Annotated in this window: 6 protein-coding genes and 9 pseudogenes; 8 read left to right on the forward strand and 7 right to left on the reverse strand. The window is 59.8% G+C overall.

The window, feature by feature from the left end:
- Nucleotides 1-2: 2 nt before the first annotated feature.
- The 5 genes and pseudogenes from ACVMDN_RS04110 to ACVMDN_RS04130 all read left to right on the forward strand — a co-directional run bounded on the left by ACVMDN_RS04110 (nt 3) and on the right by ACVMDN_RS04130 (nt 2,582).
- Nucleotides 3-335: an NAD(P)/FAD-dependent oxidoreductase gene (locus ACVMDN_RS04110; protein ID WP_456835592.1), complete on the forward strand. Its 333-nt coding sequence runs from the start codon at nt 3-5 to the stop codon at nt 333-335.
- Nucleotides 336-683, forward strand: coding sequence for a hypothetical protein (locus ACVMDN_RS04115; RefSeq protein ID WP_456835591.1), 348 nt, complete (start codon nt 336-338; stop codon nt 681-683).
- Entirely contained in the window at nt 658-1,032 is a 375-nt protein-coding gene (locus ACVMDN_RS04120) for a hypothetical protein (protein WP_456835590.1), read from the forward strand. The genes ACVMDN_RS04115 and ACVMDN_RS04120 overlap by 26 nt, the downstream gene beginning before the upstream one ends.
- 11 nt (nt 1,033-1,043) lie before the next feature.
- Entirely contained in the window at nt 1,044-1,154 is a 111-nt protein-coding gene (locus ACVMDN_RS04125; protein WP_456835589.1) for a 4Fe-4S dicluster domain-containing protein, read from the forward strand.
- A gap of 794 nt (nt 1,155-1,948) precedes the next feature.
- Nucleotides 1,949-2,582, forward strand: a pseudogene (locus ACVMDN_RS04130) (hypothetical protein).
- Nucleotides 2,583-3,253: 671 nt separating this feature from the next.
- On the opposite strand, the pseudogene ACVMDN_RS04135 reads toward ACVMDN_RS04130, so the two are convergent.
- Together ACVMDN_RS04135 and ACVMDN_RS04140 are read right to left on the reverse strand one after the other, a co-directional pair.
- Nucleotides 3,254-4,894, reverse strand: a pseudogene (locus ACVMDN_RS04135) (MFS transporter).
- An 838-nt stretch (nt 4,895-5,732) separates the two neighbouring features.
- Nucleotides 5,733-6,888 (reverse strand): annotated as a pseudogene (locus ACVMDN_RS04140) (IS3 family transposase).
- A 733-nt stretch (nt 6,889-7,621) separates the two neighbouring features.
- On the opposite strand from ACVMDN_RS04140, the gene ACVMDN_RS04145 reads away from it, so the two are divergent.
- Nucleotides 7,622-9,151, forward strand: coding sequence for a porin (locus ACVMDN_RS04145; protein ID WP_456835588.1), 1,530 nt, complete (start codon nt 7,622-7,624; stop codon nt 9,149-9,151).
- Between the two features lie 377 nt (nt 9,152-9,528).
- Here ACVMDN_RS04145 and ACVMDN_RS04150 read toward each other — a convergent pair.
- Nucleotides 9,529-9,768: pseudogene (locus ACVMDN_RS04150) on the reverse strand (IS630 family transposase); the annotation flags it as partial.
- A 904-nt stretch (nt 9,769-10,672) separates the two neighbouring features.
- Between ACVMDN_RS04150 and ACVMDN_RS04155 the strand changes: the two are divergent.
- A pseudogene (locus ACVMDN_RS04155) lies at nt 10,673-11,328 on the forward strand (IS256 family transposase); the annotation flags it as partial.
- Nucleotides 11,329-11,591: 263 nt separating this feature from the next.
- Here ACVMDN_RS04155 and ACVMDN_RS04160 read toward each other — a convergent pair.
- Nucleotides 11,592-12,203, reverse strand: coding sequence for a hypothetical protein (locus ACVMDN_RS04160; RefSeq protein ID WP_456835586.1), 612 nt, complete (start codon nt 12,201-12,203; stop codon nt 11,592-11,594).
- Nucleotides 12,204-12,652: 449 nt separating this feature from the next.
- Nucleotides 12,653-12,813, reverse strand: a pseudogene (locus ACVMDN_RS04165) (IS481 family transposase); the annotation flags it as partial.
- A 637-nt stretch (nt 12,814-13,450) separates the two neighbouring features.
- On the opposite strand from ACVMDN_RS04165, the pseudogene ACVMDN_RS04170 reads away from it, so the two are divergent.
- Nucleotides 13,451-14,493, forward strand: a pseudogene (locus ACVMDN_RS04170) (NtaA/DmoA family FMN-dependent monooxygenase).
- A gap of 351 nt (nt 14,494-14,844) precedes the next feature.
- On the opposite strand, the pseudogene ACVMDN_RS04175 reads toward ACVMDN_RS04170, so the two are convergent.
- Both ACVMDN_RS04175 and ACVMDN_RS04180 read right to left on the reverse strand, forming a co-directional pair.
- Nucleotides 14,845-15,243, reverse strand: a pseudogene (locus ACVMDN_RS04175) (transposase); the annotation flags it as partial.
- A gap of 358 nt (nt 15,244-15,601) precedes the next feature.
- Nucleotides 15,602-17,107, reverse strand: a pseudogene (locus ACVMDN_RS04180) (ISNCY family transposase).
- Nucleotides 17,108-17,277: the final 170 nt, after the last annotated feature.

The raw sequence follows: 17,277 nt of genomic DNA on the forward strand, positions 1-17,277 counted from the left end.
CGGTGCTGTTCCTCTCAGCGACCGGCTCGTTCCGCATGCCGAACTTTGCTCTGCCCAAGACCTTCCGGAACCACGGTAATTACATCGTTAGCCTCGGTAATGTGGTGCGCTGGCTGGCTCAGCAGGTTGAAGCGCTTCGCATCGAGATTTTCGCCGACTTTCCCGCCGCTGAAATCCTATACGACGAGACCGGTGCCGTCAAAGGCGTTGCGACCTGCAACATGGGCGTGGGCAAGGTCGATCAGCCTACAGAAAAATTCCAGCTCGGTATGGAGCTGCATGCGAAGTACACGATATTCGCCGTAGGCTGCCGCGGCACCTGGGATGGCAACTGATTGACCGCTTCAAGCTCCTACGGCGGCGCGTTCCTGTATCACATGGAGATCAACTTGGTTGGGCTCGGCTTCATCACGGGCCTAGACTACAAGAACCCCTACCTGAGCCCATTTGAGGAGATGCAGCGCTGGAAGACCCATCACAATATCCGCCGATACCTCGAAGGCGGAAAGCGAGCTTCGTACGGCGCGCGTGCGATCGCGGCGGGCGGCTGTCGCTGCCGAAGCAGATCTTCCCGGGCGGTGCGCTTGTTGGTGACGATGCAAGTTACCTCAATGCGGCGCGCGCATCAAGGGCAGCCACGCGGCGCTCAAGAGCGGCATGCTCGCGGCCGAGGCGGCGTATAACGCAATCGTGGGCGGGCGTCAGCACGACGAGCTCTCCGCTTGTCCGGAAGCCTTCAAGCGCATCTGGCTGCATAGGGAGCTCAACCAGTCGCGTAACTTCAAGGCTTGGTTCAAGAAGGGCCTGTGCCCCGCGACGATCATGACCGGCATCGAGCACAGGCTGCTGCGCGGGCACGTGCCGTGGACGCTGCACCGCCGCAAGCCGGACTACGCGTCACTCGAGTCGGCAGCCAAACACAACCCGGTTGCATATCCGAAACCAGATGGCAAGCTAACGTTCGACCGTCTCTCGTCCGTGTTCATCTCGAACACAACCATGCTGAGGACCAGCCGCCGCACCTCACGCTGAAGGACGCGAGCGTGCCGGCGCAGGTCAACCTCTCGAGGTACGCGGGCCCCGAGCAACGCTACCGTCCGGCAGGCGTGTACGAGTTCGTACCGACGGAAGGCGGCGGCGAACATGCGCACTGAGGGCACGATCGGGGCCTGACCACATTGACCATTATTGGACCGATTGAGCGATAATCAAAGCCGCGCGAAAGAGCGCAACTGCGGCCTGACCCGCAGTGGCCTTGAGTGCGGGCACTGCCACGACTGCAGCTCAGCCGACTCTGCCTACCCAGCCTGAGCGATGGCTCGGCATCGAAGCCGACGCAAGCCATTTCTCGGTTGCAGAATCTATGCGATTCTTGTGGCTACGATCTTCGGACGTCAACTCCGGAGTGTATTTTTTGCTGGAGGATTAAGCAGAACACAGCGATGGGAAACGCCAAACCAACCTCATCTACAGCGGAAGTAGATCGCAATGACCTTGAACGTGTGCAAGACGAAATCGTCTCCTGCTCGGCGCGCGCCCGATGAACAGAGGCCCCCAATTGCTGTTCCCTCCCACGACGATTGTGGCATGGCTCCGGTACGAGTTCACTAGTCGCACCGCACCTCCAATCGTAGACGCTATTCTTTGGCAGAGAATGCTTCGCGCTGATTCAAGTGTCCCCTGTGCAGACGTGCGATATCCAGAGATTGCGCGCGAGGACTACCCCGAAGAGAAATCCCACCGCTCATCCGGGCGACTTCAATACGTCGGGGTTTGCCCAAACGACATACCTTTAACTTCTTCGTATTGCCGCTGGGATCGTCAATCCGAGGGGCGGCTGGACAAAAAAAAGCAGCCTGGCTCGAGTGGCGCTAGGAGCCGTTAAGTTAACCGGCGCTTGCGTACCAGACAGGATTTGAACAATCCAACTTGGAGGTCAAGAATTCTCATGCCCATCGTCAATCGCCTCGCCGATCTGCAACCCGATATCCAGGCCTGGCGCAGCGACATTCATAAGAGCCCCGAACTGCTCTGCGATGTGTACGCACGGCCTCATTCGTTGCGGACCGTCTGCGTGAGTTCGGCTGCGACGAGGTCGTGGCTGGCCTCGGCGAGGCCGGGGTGGTCGGCCTCATTAAGGGCAAGAAGGGGGCCCGGCCACGGGCGACCTCAAGACGATCGTCTCGCGCAGTGTCGATCCGCTGGATTCCGCCGTGATCTCGATCTGCGAACTCCACGCGGGCAACGCCCGTAACGTTAATCCCGCAGACCGCAGGACTGCGTGGAGAAGCGCGTACGTGAGTTCGATGGCGTTGCGAAGACGACGGGCGCCAAGATCGACCCGACCTACGGGCGCGACACGACCTGATCGCAGCCTTTGACCGACTATCCCGTCACCGTCAAACTCGCAGACCGAATTCGCGACTAGCATCGCGCGCAAGGTTGCCGGCGATATGTGCGCGGGATATCGCCGCTGATGGCAACCGCGTCCCGGCGTCTTCATCTTTTGCGGCAACCGCGACAGCGCCGGCCTTCAGCACTCCGCCTATGACTTCAACGACGAGGCGATCGTTTTCGGATAGTCCTACTGGATCAAGTTAGTGGGAGAGCTCGCGGTGTGAGGTTCCCCGCCGTCATGACGGGTCGGACCCAAGAACCGTCGGCATCGGTCGAAAGCGGGCCGGCTTACGCAGCCTGGCCCAAACGAACTCGGGCCTTGCGCGTTCGGGGTTCCTGAAGAGGGGACGCGATGCAGCGTCACGCGATCGCATTCCTTCTCGGGCGTTTCCTCCCAGACTTGGACCGCGTGCGTCGGTTGGTACCCGGCCTAATCACACTGAGCCGCGCGCTTGCAGCCGTTCGGGGCGGCGCCGCCACGACAGCTTGCCCAGCACCAACTCACGGAAGACTAGGCGCGCAGCTAGCGATGGCAGCGGGCGGTCTCACACGCGCCCTGTCTATGATTCCGAGACGGTTGATCGTCGCTGTTTGTCGCTATCGCTCGTTGCAATAACGGCATTATCCGAAAAGCAGAAGGCCCTCATAGTGGACCACAAGACACGCGAGAAGGTCCCGAATCAGGATTGCGGCTGACCAGCATCATCTCACTCGGCGTTTGACGGGCTCAGCATCTGTATTTTCCACGATCCCGCACCTTCCTCTGCACGAGCGTTTGGCTTGTAAGCGGCACTCAGACGGCATCTTCGGCACCGCACATTAGGCAACTTCCTAAATACGGGGGCAGCCATGTGAGCTAGTCGGTTGCACCGCGGTCAGCCACGCCTTCCCTCCAGCGAACCGATCCGAATGGGCGCTCTAGCATGCGGCGGACGCCCAGGGGGCCGGGGCCGATACGGAAAGCCTCTGCTTAGCGACCGAGAGCGCGCTCCGCCTTCGTCGAGCGATTGCGCTGGCGCAGATGATCGAGCCATGTCGGGCAGTGATCGCGCTCCATCCACAGCTCGGGATCGGAGATGTCGCGCGCTATCGACCAGCCATAGGCCCCGTCGCGCTGGCGGGCTAGCTGTATGCCCTGCATCACATTGTGGAAGGCGCACGCATTCTCGCGCGCAACGCGATATTCGATCTCTACCACCAAGGGGCCACTGCGGTGGGTAAGCGCGAGGCGCACCTCGGGATCGGCCAAATGCTCAGCGTCCTCGCCGAGCTCGCTGATGCGCGGCATACCCAGCCAGAGCCCAAGCAGGGGCGAGGGCAGCCTCAGCGCAGCGGAGACGAGCAATGCTATCTCGACGCCAGCGGCATCAGTGATGCGACCCAGCCCCAGCCGCCGACGGCAACACCGCCGGAGAACGCCGCCTGATATGCCGCGAGCGATCGGCCGCGACCCAGCGAGGCGCGGAGAGCTGCACGCCGATAGTGAACAGCGTGAACATGATCGTCCACACGGCGCCGGCCAGGACGAGTGCGGTTGCGGTCAGAACTGGCTCGCTGTTCAGCGCTACGGCCACGATCGCGCCGCCCAAGGCGAACGAGCACGCGCAAGCAGCAGCTTCGCCGCTCATGCGCTTGCGGCACTTCGCCAACATTTAGCGCCCCGATGTCCGCGCCATGACCAAAGGCGCCCAGGATGATCCCATTTGTCTGCGCACCACCATGCAAGAGATCGCGCGCAACCAGTGGTATCAGCGCCGAGATTGAGCTGCCGATCACGCCAATGACCGTGGCGCGCGCCAGCACGATCTTGATCGACGAGGAGTTAGTGATGTACCGCATGCCCGAGATAATGGCGCGACTCAGCTGCTCGCGCGGCAGGCGCGAGGGCTTCGCGCAGAGGAACAGCGCCGACATTAGCGGCAGGTAGAGCACTGCGTTGAGCGCGAAGGCTGCGCCCGCGCCCGCGGTTGCAGCCACGACACCGCCGATGGCGGACCCGAAGCTGCGCGCGATGTTGTAGCTGATGCCGTTGAGCGCAACCGCCGCCGGCAGCCCGTCGAGTGGCACCTGCTCGCTGACAGAGGATTGCCAGGCTGGACCCATCAATGCCATGCCGCAGCCGATCACAAAGCAAAGCACCAGCAACAGATTCGGCGTGGTAAGACCCATCCAGTTGAGCGCAGTCAGCGCGGTCGCGCCGCAAAAGGCGATCGAGAGGCGCAATCAGCCCTACGATGCGACGATCATACATGTCGGCAATCGCACCGGCCGGTATCGAGATCAGCATCAGGGGTAGCATCAAAGCCGTTAGGACCAGCGCGACTTTGTCGGCCGACGACGTCATCTCTGTCATCGCCCAGGCAGCACCGACGTACTGGATCAGGCCGCCGAGATTGGACAACAAGCTCGCCAGCCAAATCTGCCTGAACGAGGCATAGCGTAGCGGTGCGATGATGTTGACGACGCTGAACGTCTGTGCCTTGGGCGGATCAGTCATACCAGCCCCCGCGCAGACTGCGCTGGCTTGATTCTGGACGAAAAGTGCGATGGTTCGGGCGAGATTGCTGCTAGCAAACGCGCGATCACTTCTTCAATCCCGTCTAGCCTTGGCAGTTTGAATGCGACACCCATAAGAGATGACCGTTTTTTGATCTGGTCCAAGCAACATCACGCGCCCATTGCCTGTGAGCGGGTCAAAGCGGCTAAGACGCCATTGCGTGCCTGCAGATGTTCGCGGTATTGTCCCGCAATCGCTCTGGTCGCGATGATGCACGTCTTGAGAAGCGCTCGAACGACGTTCGCCGCAACAGGAATAGATTGCAGGACATAGTCGCGAGCGGCCGCAACTCGTGGTTAGCGGCGTGTCTGTTGGTCACCAATTCACGAAACGGACCACCAAATGAGCCCACCACCACAATTCGCGCGTCCTCCTCTCTTCTGAAGTATTAATCTGCCAAGGCGCCCCAGAACGCGAAATTAGAAAGGGCTATAGATTGGGGAATCGAAAGCCCGATTGTTTGCGTTCTATGCAAGTGGCCGAAGAAAAAAGCGCAAAGAGATGTACACTCGGCGTGTGACGTCAGTTAGCGGCCCATCCTCTCGTGGACACCACGAGGAATAGCAGGTCCGTTCTTTCAATCCAAGAAAGTCCATCTTTTCAATCCAACACGATTGCAATCGTTGTTTTGCCCCTTTCGTGAAATGTTTTCGCCGCGATCGACGCGCAACGTCATGATCTTCGGTGATGCAAAAGACAAAGTGGATGTCGACAATGACTGCAAAAAGCAGGACGACGTCCGCTGATTTGATGATGGCTTTGACCTGCCACTGAACTTTCATCCAGCAGCGGTTAGAGTCTCGGTTGTTTGTACGCCAAGTGGCGCGGGTGGAGCAACGGACGATCGGCGGAGCTGGTCGGGGTTGCGGAGCCGGTCGTCCGTTGCGGTGAGGTGGGCGGCATAGGCCGCAGGAGTGAGTATTTCAGCGACGAGTGAGGCCGCCGGATATTGTAGTCGGCGACCCAGTTAGCGATTTTGGTGCGGGCATCGTCGAGATCGAAGAACAGAGTCTCGTTGAGCAGTTCATCGCGCATCCGGCCATTGAAGCTCTCGATGAAGCCGTTCTGCATCGGCGTTCCTGGCGCAATGAAGTGCCAGTCGATAACCGTGTCCTTGCTCCAGGCGAGCACGGCGTTGCAGGTGAACTCGGTGCCATGGTCGGACACGATCATTCCTGGCTTGCCACGTCGTGCGACGATCGCCGTCAGTTCGCGGGCCACGCGCCGTCCCGAGATCGACGTATCCGGAATGGCGCCCAGGCATTCCTTGGTGACGTCGTCGACGATGTTGAGGATGCGGAAGCGCCGACCGTTGGCAAACTGGTCGTGGACGAAGTCCAGCGACCAGCGGGCATTGGGCTTGGCCTCCACCAGAATCGGCGTCCGGGTGCCTGCAGCCTTGCGGCGGGCACGCCGCTTGCGGACGGTGAGCCCTTCCTCCCGATAAAGCCGGTAGATCCGGTTGATCCCCGAGGGCTCTCCCTCCCGTCGCAGCAGGACGAACAGCCGGCGGTAGCCAAACCGTCGCCGTTCGTTGGCAAGATCGCGCAGCCGGCCGCGCAGAGCCGCCTCCGGCGGACGGCTTGAGCGGTAGCGGATCATCTTCCGATCCGCGCCGACGATCGAACAGGCCCGCCGTTCCGACAGGCTCATCTCGGCCTGCAGATGCGCGACCGCAGCGCGCTTGGCGGCGGGCCCTACCATTTATTTGAAAGAAGCTCGCGCAGGGCGGCCGCATCGAGCATCTGCTCCGCCAGGAGCTTCTTCAGCTTCGCGTTCTCCTCTTCCAGCGCCTTTAACCGCTTGGCCTCAGAGACATCCATCCCGCCGAATTTGGCCTTCCAGTTGTAGATTGTCGCCTCGGAGATTCCATGCTTGCGCGCCAGGTCGGCTGTCTTTGCCCCAGCCTCATGCTCCTTCAACACCGCGATAATCTGCTCTTGAACCTTGCTCGCCTCATCTGTCCGTCCTTCTTCAGGCTGGACTCTAACTCGATCTGGAGGAAATACGCAGTGGCAGGTCAGCTTACTTTGAAAATGCCCGATCATGTCGAAGGCTGGACGGCCATACGTCTCAGGCTAGCTGGGTTACCAAGCGCGACATCGATGCTATGCTATGCTTCGTGCGAACTTCGATCGGTTAGCGCGCAGTTGGCTTTGGCCGGCAATCTGTTCGCGGCGTGGGATGCGGCGGGCGCGGTCATGCTGGTATAATGACTACGAAGTACCATCTGGCGCGGTTTACGCAGCACTGCCTCGGAGATGCTACGCTGACCTGCAGGACCGTTAGGGTGCCCCAGCTCGGCGAGCAGGATCATGAGTCGTCGTCGGCCGGTCTGCAGTACGTTCTCGGCTCGATATGCGAATGCAGATGGCGCATCCAAGCCCCTGGCGATCATACCTGATTGCAGGGCCGATCGCGCTAGCCGGAGCATACGGAAGAGTGACTTCATCGAGGCACTGTCGGGTACCCTCGACGTGTCATGTCGGCTCGACAGGTCTTCTCGCGTCGCTTCAATGCGCTAAGAATCTGCAAATCGTCTCCTTTGGCGCAGAATTTCGACCACGCAAGTCACACTTTAGCGAATATCCACTTTAGAGACCGGCTTACAGTTGCTGAGCGGACGGCGAGAATTCCGTCCGATGGGGGTGTATCAGGGGGTCATCGATGAAATTGACAACGCTCGTCCTCGGTACTGCGTCAGGGTTGACATGCGCTGGGGCGCAGGCGGCCGATCTTCCCGTAAAGGCGAAAGCGGTCGAGTACGTGAAGGTCTGCTCGCTTTATGGTCCTGGATTTTACTACATCCCAGGCACTGATACGTGTATCAAACTTGGTGGTTATCTCCGTGGCTGGCTCGCGGTAAACGGGAATACTGCCGCCTATCCTAACGACGCTGGCTTGGGCGGCGCGCAAAACCGGCTCAGCAACGCCTATACGTGGCGTTCTCGCGAACAGCTCAGCATCGATACGCGTACCGCGACCGATTATGGCTTGGTCCGCACCTATTTCTCCACGGTGTTCAGCTGGACGTCAGCAGGCTACTCCGGAAATGGAGCCGGCGGGACAGTTTACTCGTCGCTCGGTGGCGTTCAGGCGCCAAACAATGCCAGCCCTGGCGCTGTTGCTGGCGGTGCGATCGGAATCTACGACGCCTTTATCCAGTTCGCTGGTTTCACGATCGGTAAGGCGCAGTCGCAGTTCACCTCCCCCTGGGCTGATTATCCGGGCAACCTGTACGACCTCCCCGGCAGCGGCGGCTGGGAGCGCGTGAACCAATTCACCTATACCGCCGATTTCGGCCAGGGCATCTCGGTGTCTGTCTCAGCCCAAGATCAAGTCGCCAATTACACAAGCAACATCTGGAACGTAAGCGCTGCGAGCGCCTCAGGCCTCGCCACTGGTACGTACGGTGCCAATGACATCGCCGGAACGATCGCTCCAGACCTTGTCGCCATGCTTCGCGTTGATCAGGCTTGGGGCCTGTTCCAGGCGTCAGCTGCCGCCCATGACAATCATGCGGCTTACTATGGCGGAACTGAGCTCACCGGCCATCCGGATGACAAGTGGGGCTGGGCTGGTCAGCTAGCATTGTCGATCAAGAATCTGCCGACGGGTCCAGGTGACACGATCAACATGTCAGGTGTGTACACGAATGGTGCAAGCCGCTACAACTTTCATAGTTACATATCATCCGCCTTCGCGATGTACGGCGGTACGAGTTTGCCCGGTGCCTACCAAAGTGTCGGGCTTGCCGGCGCTTCTGACACCGTGTTCGTTGCAGGTGCTGGTCAGGAGTTGACCACGACCTACGGCTTCAACGGCGCCTTTAACCACAACTGGAATCCGTACTGGACAACCAGCCTGTACGGTGCGTGGGCTGCTGTGCGCTATAGCGGCACAGCCAAGGGCTACATCTGCAAAGCGTTCGTTACAGGTCTCGCGTTGTCGAGCGGAGTCGCTGGCTGTAACCCCGACTTCAACTATGCGGTTGTTGGTACGAAGACGGGTTGGACGCCAGTCAAGAACCTGACCTTCTCTGCCGAGCTCAATTACACGATGCTAGATCAGAAGTACGCCAGCGGGAGCACCGTAACCCAGCCGCAGCAGTCGGGTATTGCCAAGCCAGGCACTGTGTATCAGTTGAAGGACCAAAACAGCCTTACAATGCTGCTTTCCGCTCAGCGCAACTGGTGAGTCGCCGGCAGACCACCGAACCAAGAGAGTTTAAATAGCTACCTAGATCGTGTGATCTCCAGAAAGGTCTCCGGGATGCCCCCCGGGGACCTTTTGCATTTCGGATCAAGTCTTGACCATGGATGAAAGTGCTCCTGATGCTGCGGGCAGTAACTTATGACTCTTTGGAAGTATCTGCATAGGCTCGCCCCACCTTTGCGCGGGCCTTTTCCGTCGTACACATCCATTTGGCGCGGGAGCGGGCAGCACCTTATTTGTCGGTTCCCAAACGTAAACTTCGCGAAGCACTCACGCTTGGGGGCGTAGATCTTGCGAGCTCTGGCCGCGCAGGACGCCGATCTCAATCTCCCTTGGCTGGGATGGGCTGACGGACCTCGCGGTCGCAGCTCGTCGCTCGGCGCCCGTTCCAGACTGCCTCTCACGAAGCGGCACGTGGTCCGGGTACACGTCGAGCTGCTCACGCCGACGCTCCTGGCGATCTTCTCGTCGCCGCCCGCGGCGGCGAGCAGAATCTGTGCTCGTTTGAGCTTGCGGGGCGCATGCTTGTCGCCGCTAAGCAGCGCCTTGAGTTCAGCGCGCTCGATTTGGCTGAGTTCGACCCGATAGCGTACACTCATGGCGTGCCTCCTTATTCGAGGCACGCACGAACAACTGAATGGATGGCGGGTGTGAGTTCCGCGGCAAAAACCTTCACGCCCAAGCAGGGGCAGTATCTGGCTTTTATATACCTCCATACTCGGCTGCATCGCAGGCCGCGGCCGAAACCGACATGCAGGAATATTTCCGCGTCAGCCCATCCCCTTTACCCCAATGTGACGCTGTAGCGAACTGGCCCCATCAGAAGGCAGCCAAGAACCCCTCGGAGCATCGAGGTCCTCGTTTTGATCCCACGAGCCTGCCGGAGCTAATCTGACCGACCCTCAACGTAACCCGTCAAAATCACGGTGCAGAGCCACTAAGAGCGTCCACGCATCGGGAGATCGATCTCTGGTGCTAAAGCGAAGTAATTGTGCTCCAGAGCTGCTTGGCCTGACGCTCGCGTTGAGCCAAAGTTCGTTAGCACTCGATCCCGGCGGAATTACAGCCTACCGATAGATGAGGTTTCGCATTGAAATGGACGTCCACAGCGACGCGCTGGTGGCGCCGCAAGACATGTTTCGGTCCCTCTGTTCACGAAGTCTCTGCGAGCCGCAGATAGTTTGCTAATCGTAGAGACCCTTATTCGATGAGCATCGATTCCGGATGGAATTGCACGCCGTTGGTCCCCGCTGGGGTCGTGTCCCCAGTGATGGTGTAGCTCGGTAGAGCAAAGCCGCCCGCACGCGCGCCCTCAAAGAGCGCTGTAGCGGGCGGGCGGCTTTGCGGTGGTCACCGGCGATTCGCCGGTAGGATCGGGTTGCGACACGCCAACGCAACCGAGGAACCACCGATGACCGACGAGATGATGAACCTCCGCACGCTCGTGGAGAAGACCCCTGATGCTGATCTGTTGCGCGAGATGATCGGCTTTGCCGCCCAGCGGCTGATGGCGTCAACAGTGATGGCCGGCGCGAAGTGCTCGGCATGGACATCGGCCCTCTGAGGCCGAGACGTTCTGGACCGCCTTCCTGCGCTAGCTCGCCCGCCGCGGCCTGCGCGGCGTCAAGCTGGTCGTGTCCGACGCTCATGAGGGCATCAAGGCCACCGTAGCCAAGGTGCTCAACGCCACTTGGCAGCGTTGCCGCGTGCACTTCATGCGCAACGCACTGGCGCATGCCGGCAAGAGCGGGCGGCGCGTCGTCTCCGCCTTCATCGCCACCGCGTTTGCCCAGGACGACGCCGAGGCAGCAACAGCGCAGTGGCGGAGGGTCGCCGACCGGCTCCGTACCAAGCTGCCAAGCTTCCCGGCTTCCTGGACGAGGCCGAGACCGATGTGCTCGCCTACATGACGTTCCCGCCCCAGCATCGTACCAAGCTGCATTCCACCAACCCGATCGAGCGCCTCAACGGCGAGATCAAGCGGCGGACCGAGGTGGTCGGCATCTTCCCCAACGAGGACGCCATCGTTCGCCTCATCGGCGCGATCCTGCTCGAGCAGAACGATGAATGGGCCGTCCAGCGCGCCCGCTACATGACGGGAAACCATCGCGCCGTTGAGCGATGATCCAACCGTCAGCCTTCCGGCTATCGCCAGCTGACCTATCCGGCTCTTGCCGGTGAACGCGGTGTGCCACCGCTAGTTACACCACGTCCGGGGACACGATCTCCGCTCGCTGGTGAAGGTGCGCGAAGGCCCATGGTTCGCCTTCCTCGGAGCGCGCCGTCATCGAGCGTTGAGGTGGACCCGCGTTGGAAGGCAAGCGCGAAATAAGGTAACAGCGTCTTGGTCGCGGGCAAGTTGTTCGCGCCCCCAGGCGCACGGTCACCCGCGAGCCGCTCAGGTTGTCACAGAACCAGACCGTCAGACAAGGGACACGAGGGTCAGTCGGCAGAGATTTGTGATGTCGTAGACGGGCAGCTTTGTGATGCGACGGATCGACGGCGCGACCAGCGGGAATGCCGTACATTCGAACAGGATGGCCGCGATCTCCGGGTGCGCGGCACGAACTCGCACAACGCAGGCGGTGACATCCGCCTCGACAGCGGCGACGTCGGTCGGTGGCAGCGGCCGCTGCGTCGCTTGCGACAAGTAGTTTCCGCCTTCGATACCGCCGACCACGATTCTCGCACGAGCGACCGAATCGTTGACCCCGAGCAGGCCATCGTCGCAGTGCCTTGAGTCAGCGACGAGGACGGCGAGCTTGGCAGCGGGGGGCAACTGGCGCAGCAAGCTCGGTATTAGAAGCAGGCTCGAAATCGTCACGGGGACATTCACCGCCGCGGCAACAGCCGTCTGATGTCGGATAGAGAAGCCGCAGTCTTCGGCGATTGCGACGGCTCCGCGTTCGACCAAGCGCCGAGCGGCTGCGACGCAGGCCGGCTCAAGCGATGGATCGCCGGGGATAACAGTATCCGCCCAGGCCCCCGATACAGTTTCCAAAATGATGGGGAAATCGAATGCTGGGAGGCCCACGTTCGAGGTCGAGTATTCCGAGAGAACGGCGAGTCTGCGATGTCATTGAGCACCCTGAGAGAACGTGGAGTTTGCAATCATGGTAAACCATGAAGCGGCCTGACGCCGAACCTACCTGATATTGAGCTTCATATCGCCGAAATTGTGCGCATTGTGAGCTTAGTGCGACGAAGCCGAAATTTTCACGGACTCGGGATGGTGGCCGTCGCTAGACGAAAGGGCACGGCCCGAGAGGGTTAGTTTAAGTGCGTCGGCGCCCCGGACACTTGTGCACCGACAGCGGACGAGACCGGACGAGATGGAGGTAGATCGATGGCCTGCTACCCAAGGCCCGCCCATAGCGTCGCGTGCTTCCATTATTCCGACATTGCCTGAAGCCGCATGAGAAGCTGTCTCACTTGCTGAAGTTTGCGTCGGATGATCGCGCGCTGTGTCCTTGAGCACCTGCAAGGGAGATCGGCGACGGTCTCTCGCTCCTTCCACTTCGCGACAGTCTTCTCGTTGATCCCATAGCGCTTGGCGAGCGCTCCCAAGCTCCGTTGAATAATTGTGTTGCTCGACGGATTACCTCTGTGGTGGCGAAGTCATATAAAATTGTCCCATAGCACATTCTTCGGATCGCGCGATAAGAATGCACCATCAAAGCCCGGGACTAAGCACCTAGGCCTGCGAGATCAACGTTGATCTGCACCAGAACTCGGTTGACGGGCGCGAACGTGCACGCTCCCCGAATTCTGCCACCACGATCGGAAGACAACTAGCTATCCTATCGTGGGGCAACCACAGTTTGCGCCCGGTAACTACCAATGCTAGCAATTGATTCAGCAATCCGAAACGTGTCACCTATCGGCCGATGAGCGTTGGGCCCGGCAAGGAGCATGCAATATGAACCAAAATCTTTCGTCGCCAACGGCCTCGATCGATGCGCTTGCTCGCCAGGCAGATCCTGTGCGCTCCGGCACGGTCACTCACTGCGCCGTCTTATAGGGCTGTGGCAGCTTGACCAGTCAATTGCGTGCTCTCGCGGTTACCGCGATGCGAACAAAGCTTCCAGGAGCCAACCAAGGTGAAGATTTACGATCGCAGAACGCGATGGTCGGAGCATTCTTCCAACGCTGGCTTCAGACGATAGCATCGAAGCGAGTTGAAGGCGCGACCATCGGAGCGTTGAAGCATGCCGGTCCATGGCGCTGCGTCGACCCATCGGCTGAAGCGGGACGCGAGGATAATTCAAATGGAGACACGACATGCGGCGCAATAGAGAAATGAAGCTCGGACTATTCCTCGTTCAGGTGGGATATCACGAAGGTGCATGGCGCGATCCGAGCGTGCCGGAAAATGGCGGAATCGATATAGACCATTATGCTCCTCTCGCAGCACTTGCCGAAGGCGCTGCGTTTCACTTCGTATTACTCCAAGTATAGTAGAACGAGATCATGCCAGCATAGCTCGTGCAGGCCGAAACGATGGATTCGAGCCAATCACCCTGTTGACGGCACTTTCATCGAGAACGCAAAAGACATCGGTCTTGTCGTGACAGCGACGACGACGTACCATCAGCCCTATCATCTTGCACGCATGCTCGCCTCACTTGAGCACTTATCGCGGGGGGCGCGCCGCCTGGAACATTGTTACCTCAGCATCTACGTCCGAGGCGCCAAACTTCGGCGAAAACGAGCTGCCGGATTATGATACGCGCTATGCTCGAGCGAGAGAATTCGTAGAAGTGGTCAAGGGTCTTTGGGACACGTGGGAAGACGACGCTTTCGTTCGGGACAAGCAAAGTGGCATTTTTGCAGATACAACCAAGCTGCATTTGCTCGACTACAAAGGAAACGTCCTGTCAGTCAGAGGACCGCTGAATGTGGCAAGGCCACCGCAAGGATATCCCGTATTGGTTCAGGCTGGGGCATCCGACGTTGGAAGAGCGTTCGCCGCAGAAGTGGGCGAGGTGGTGTTCACCGCCGAACCTTCTTTAGTAAATGGTAAACGATCCTACGCAAAATCAAAGAAAAGTCGCGCGTTGGGCGGGAGGACGATCAGGTATTGATCATGCCGGGCATTGTCCCGATCGTTGGCAGGACCAAGCGTGAAGACAGCAACCCTTCCAGGTGAACTCAAGGATTTTATTGAGCTCGTCGTTCCTGAATTGCGCAGACGAGGCAAATTCAGATCTCGATACTCCGGACAAACACTAAGAGAGAACCTTGGCCTCAAGCGGCCACTCAATCGTTTCACGCTGGCAGGTGTAAGCAGTCGGCTTGGATGCCCAGCCGTTGAACGGGATTAGGCTTCTGAATGGTTCTCGAAAGTGCTCCGCTTCGCGAAGGCGTTTGTCGGCGACTGGGCGCATCGTCGAAATGGACAATTGGGGCACCAACTGCCTCGATCTTGTCGGAGGCGGCGAGGACGGGTCGCGCGGTGAAACTCGCTTTGAACTGCTGAATGGCTTTGTCGTCCGTTTACAGCGAACCAAACGACTGTTCTGGAGCCGTAATGCGGCGGGAAGGCTGTTTTGAGATTGCAAGATTTTGAGGCCTTAAACTCAGTGTCGCCGGATGTGAATTTAGGCCGTCAGCGCCAGCGAGAAGCGGGCGAAGCTGCTGACCTGCCACTGAACTTTCATCCAGCGGCGGTTAGAGTCTCGGAGTTTTGTACGCCAGGTGGCGCGGGTGGAGCGACAGGACTTGTAGTGAGGTCGAGCGGTCAAACTCGAGAACGTCACAAGCTCTCCGGATCGACACCTGCCATTTGCCACAGACCTCGTCGACCAGCTTGCGCTTCCGGCCAGGCTTCATAGCTTTCAGGGATCACGTCCGGCAGCATCTCCTTGTCGAACGACAGTCTGGCCGACCAGCTTCTTCAGCTTGGCGTCCTCGAGCTTCGAGGTGCTTCATCCGTCGGCAGCAGCCCGTCGTCCTTCTTCTTCCACTTGAAATAGGTCGCCGTCCTTGCGACAGATGTTCGCCACCGGGACCCTTTCATTGCCCTGCTTTAGGATGAACGCGTTCTGGACGTCCGAAAACTTCGAAACCTTCATCGTCGTCCGCTCTCCGCTCTGTCAGCGCAAGCCTCTAGTCGAAAATGGTCCAGTTTGCCGGCCTCAGATCAGTCATCAGCGCAACTGGAATGTTTGCTGCCAAGACGGTTGCTTAAGGCCAGAGAAGCATCGCGGTCGATCCGGCGGGCCGTTCCTACAATCGTCTTTTGCCTCAAGGGGGAGGCTAAGTGCCGCGCGGCGAACAGGATGGAAGTGCGTATTGCCTCACATATCGATGCTCCCGAGTGCGATCGGTTGCCTCATTTATTTTGCGCCCGGCTTGGGTTGAGGAGGAGGCCGGGTGCGGAGATGGCCGGGGTTTCGGAGCGCCCGGCCTCCTCCGCTGGCACCTGGCACATCATTGGGGTGTTGTGACCTCATACCCCGGCGGCGTTTTCTCCGTAGGAACGAACAGTAACGCGTTCGCTTGCTCGCTGCGCCAGGATTTAAGCCGACGTTGAAGCGTTCGAAGAAGCTTATTCGGATAGGCTCCAGGATATTCCACCTGCAACCGGGAGAGCAGTTCGCTGCCAGTCCGCCAGGGCTCGACCTCAAACCATTTTCGCAAATCTGGCGTTGCCCTGATGAGCGGGTCGGGACGGCGCCGGCCTCTTTTCGCTTTCACGATTGGCCGATCCGTCGGTCGCATAGCTCCGTCCTTCCAGGCGGTTCGTAGGCTTGCCAGAAAGAGATCCATCGATTGCGTTGCCGCAGCAGGATGGGCGATTGGCTGTGTATCCGCGAGCGCCGCGAGGCGCTCCTGTGCGGCGCGGATATCGTGCAGCAACGCGACCGGGTCGAGGGCGGCATAGATTTCCTGGAGATGGGCGCGAACCGCGTCGGGCGTGCGAGCGTCGGCAGCCAAGCGCTGGTGTGGCGTTGTCGGCGCGCTGTACGTCTTGCGCACACGCGCACCGTCGCGCTGTTTGGCTATTAACTTGAACGAAGGCTGGAAGAAATTCACGAACAGTCGCGCCGATCGGTAGAGTTCAGCCAGCAGTGTAGCCGCCTCCAGGCCCTCGAACCGACGATAGCCGATCATCCTGCGCAACCGCGCCGTTCTTCTGCTCGACGAACGCCTGTTCGTTCTTGCGGTAGGGCCGGCAACGCGTGAAGACGATGTTGCCCGCATCGCAGTAGGCCTTCAGCGTTTCGTTCATAAATACGGTGTCGTTGTCCGTATCGAGGCCGAGCAGCGCAAAAGGCAATTGTTTGCGCAATTCCGTCAACACCGTACTCAACAGCGTCTGTTCGCACAGAGGGGCGCACTCCGTCCAGCCGGTAGCAATGTCGGTGAGCACGAGGGTCTGGATGAAGCTGCCGCGCGCCGATGGACCGCTATGCGCGACAAGGTCAGCCTCGACGAATCCCGGCGCCGGATCGTTCCAATCTGCCGACGTCCGTATTGGAACACTGCGACGCAACGAGTGCGTCGCGTGCCGCCGGCGCCTGCGACCTAATCCTTCTCGGACCGCACCAATGCGCAGTCGATCGTCGCAGCGCTCATCGCCAAAAGTTTGTCGCGGATCTCGGGGGCAAGGTCGAGGTGGCCGTGCCGTTCCATCGCCTCAATCAGCGCAGGCATTAACGCCTTCAGCCGCTTCCCGCAGATCCGGTCTGACGCCTCCCAAAGGAGCACGAGCGCGTTGTGTTCTGCCTCATTATAGACCCGACGTCGCGCCCGCCGGCCTGGGCGTGCATCATCCTGACCTCGAAGTAGTCGCATCGCATGCTTGCGATGGAATCCGGTGATGTCGACGAACTCGTCCAATATCCGCGCCTTCTTCGCGCGATCCGAACGCCGATAGCGCGCGCCCGCCGCCGCTGTCAGTTCCTTCCGCGTTGCCATGCTTAGCCACCCCATCGTCGCCCCGCTCGTTCCCAATCCAAGGGAGCAATTTACGTGAGGCAACGGCTCAGCATCCGGTAACAATTAAGGCGAGGCAATGCGCGCGCGACAATCATCGCGGCGCCGCGACACTGACTCGCCATGCTGACCGCCGCGCTCTTCCAACCCAGATCGTCGCGCTATAG

The organism is Bradyrhizobium sp. USDA 4510, from assembly GCF_054059095.1.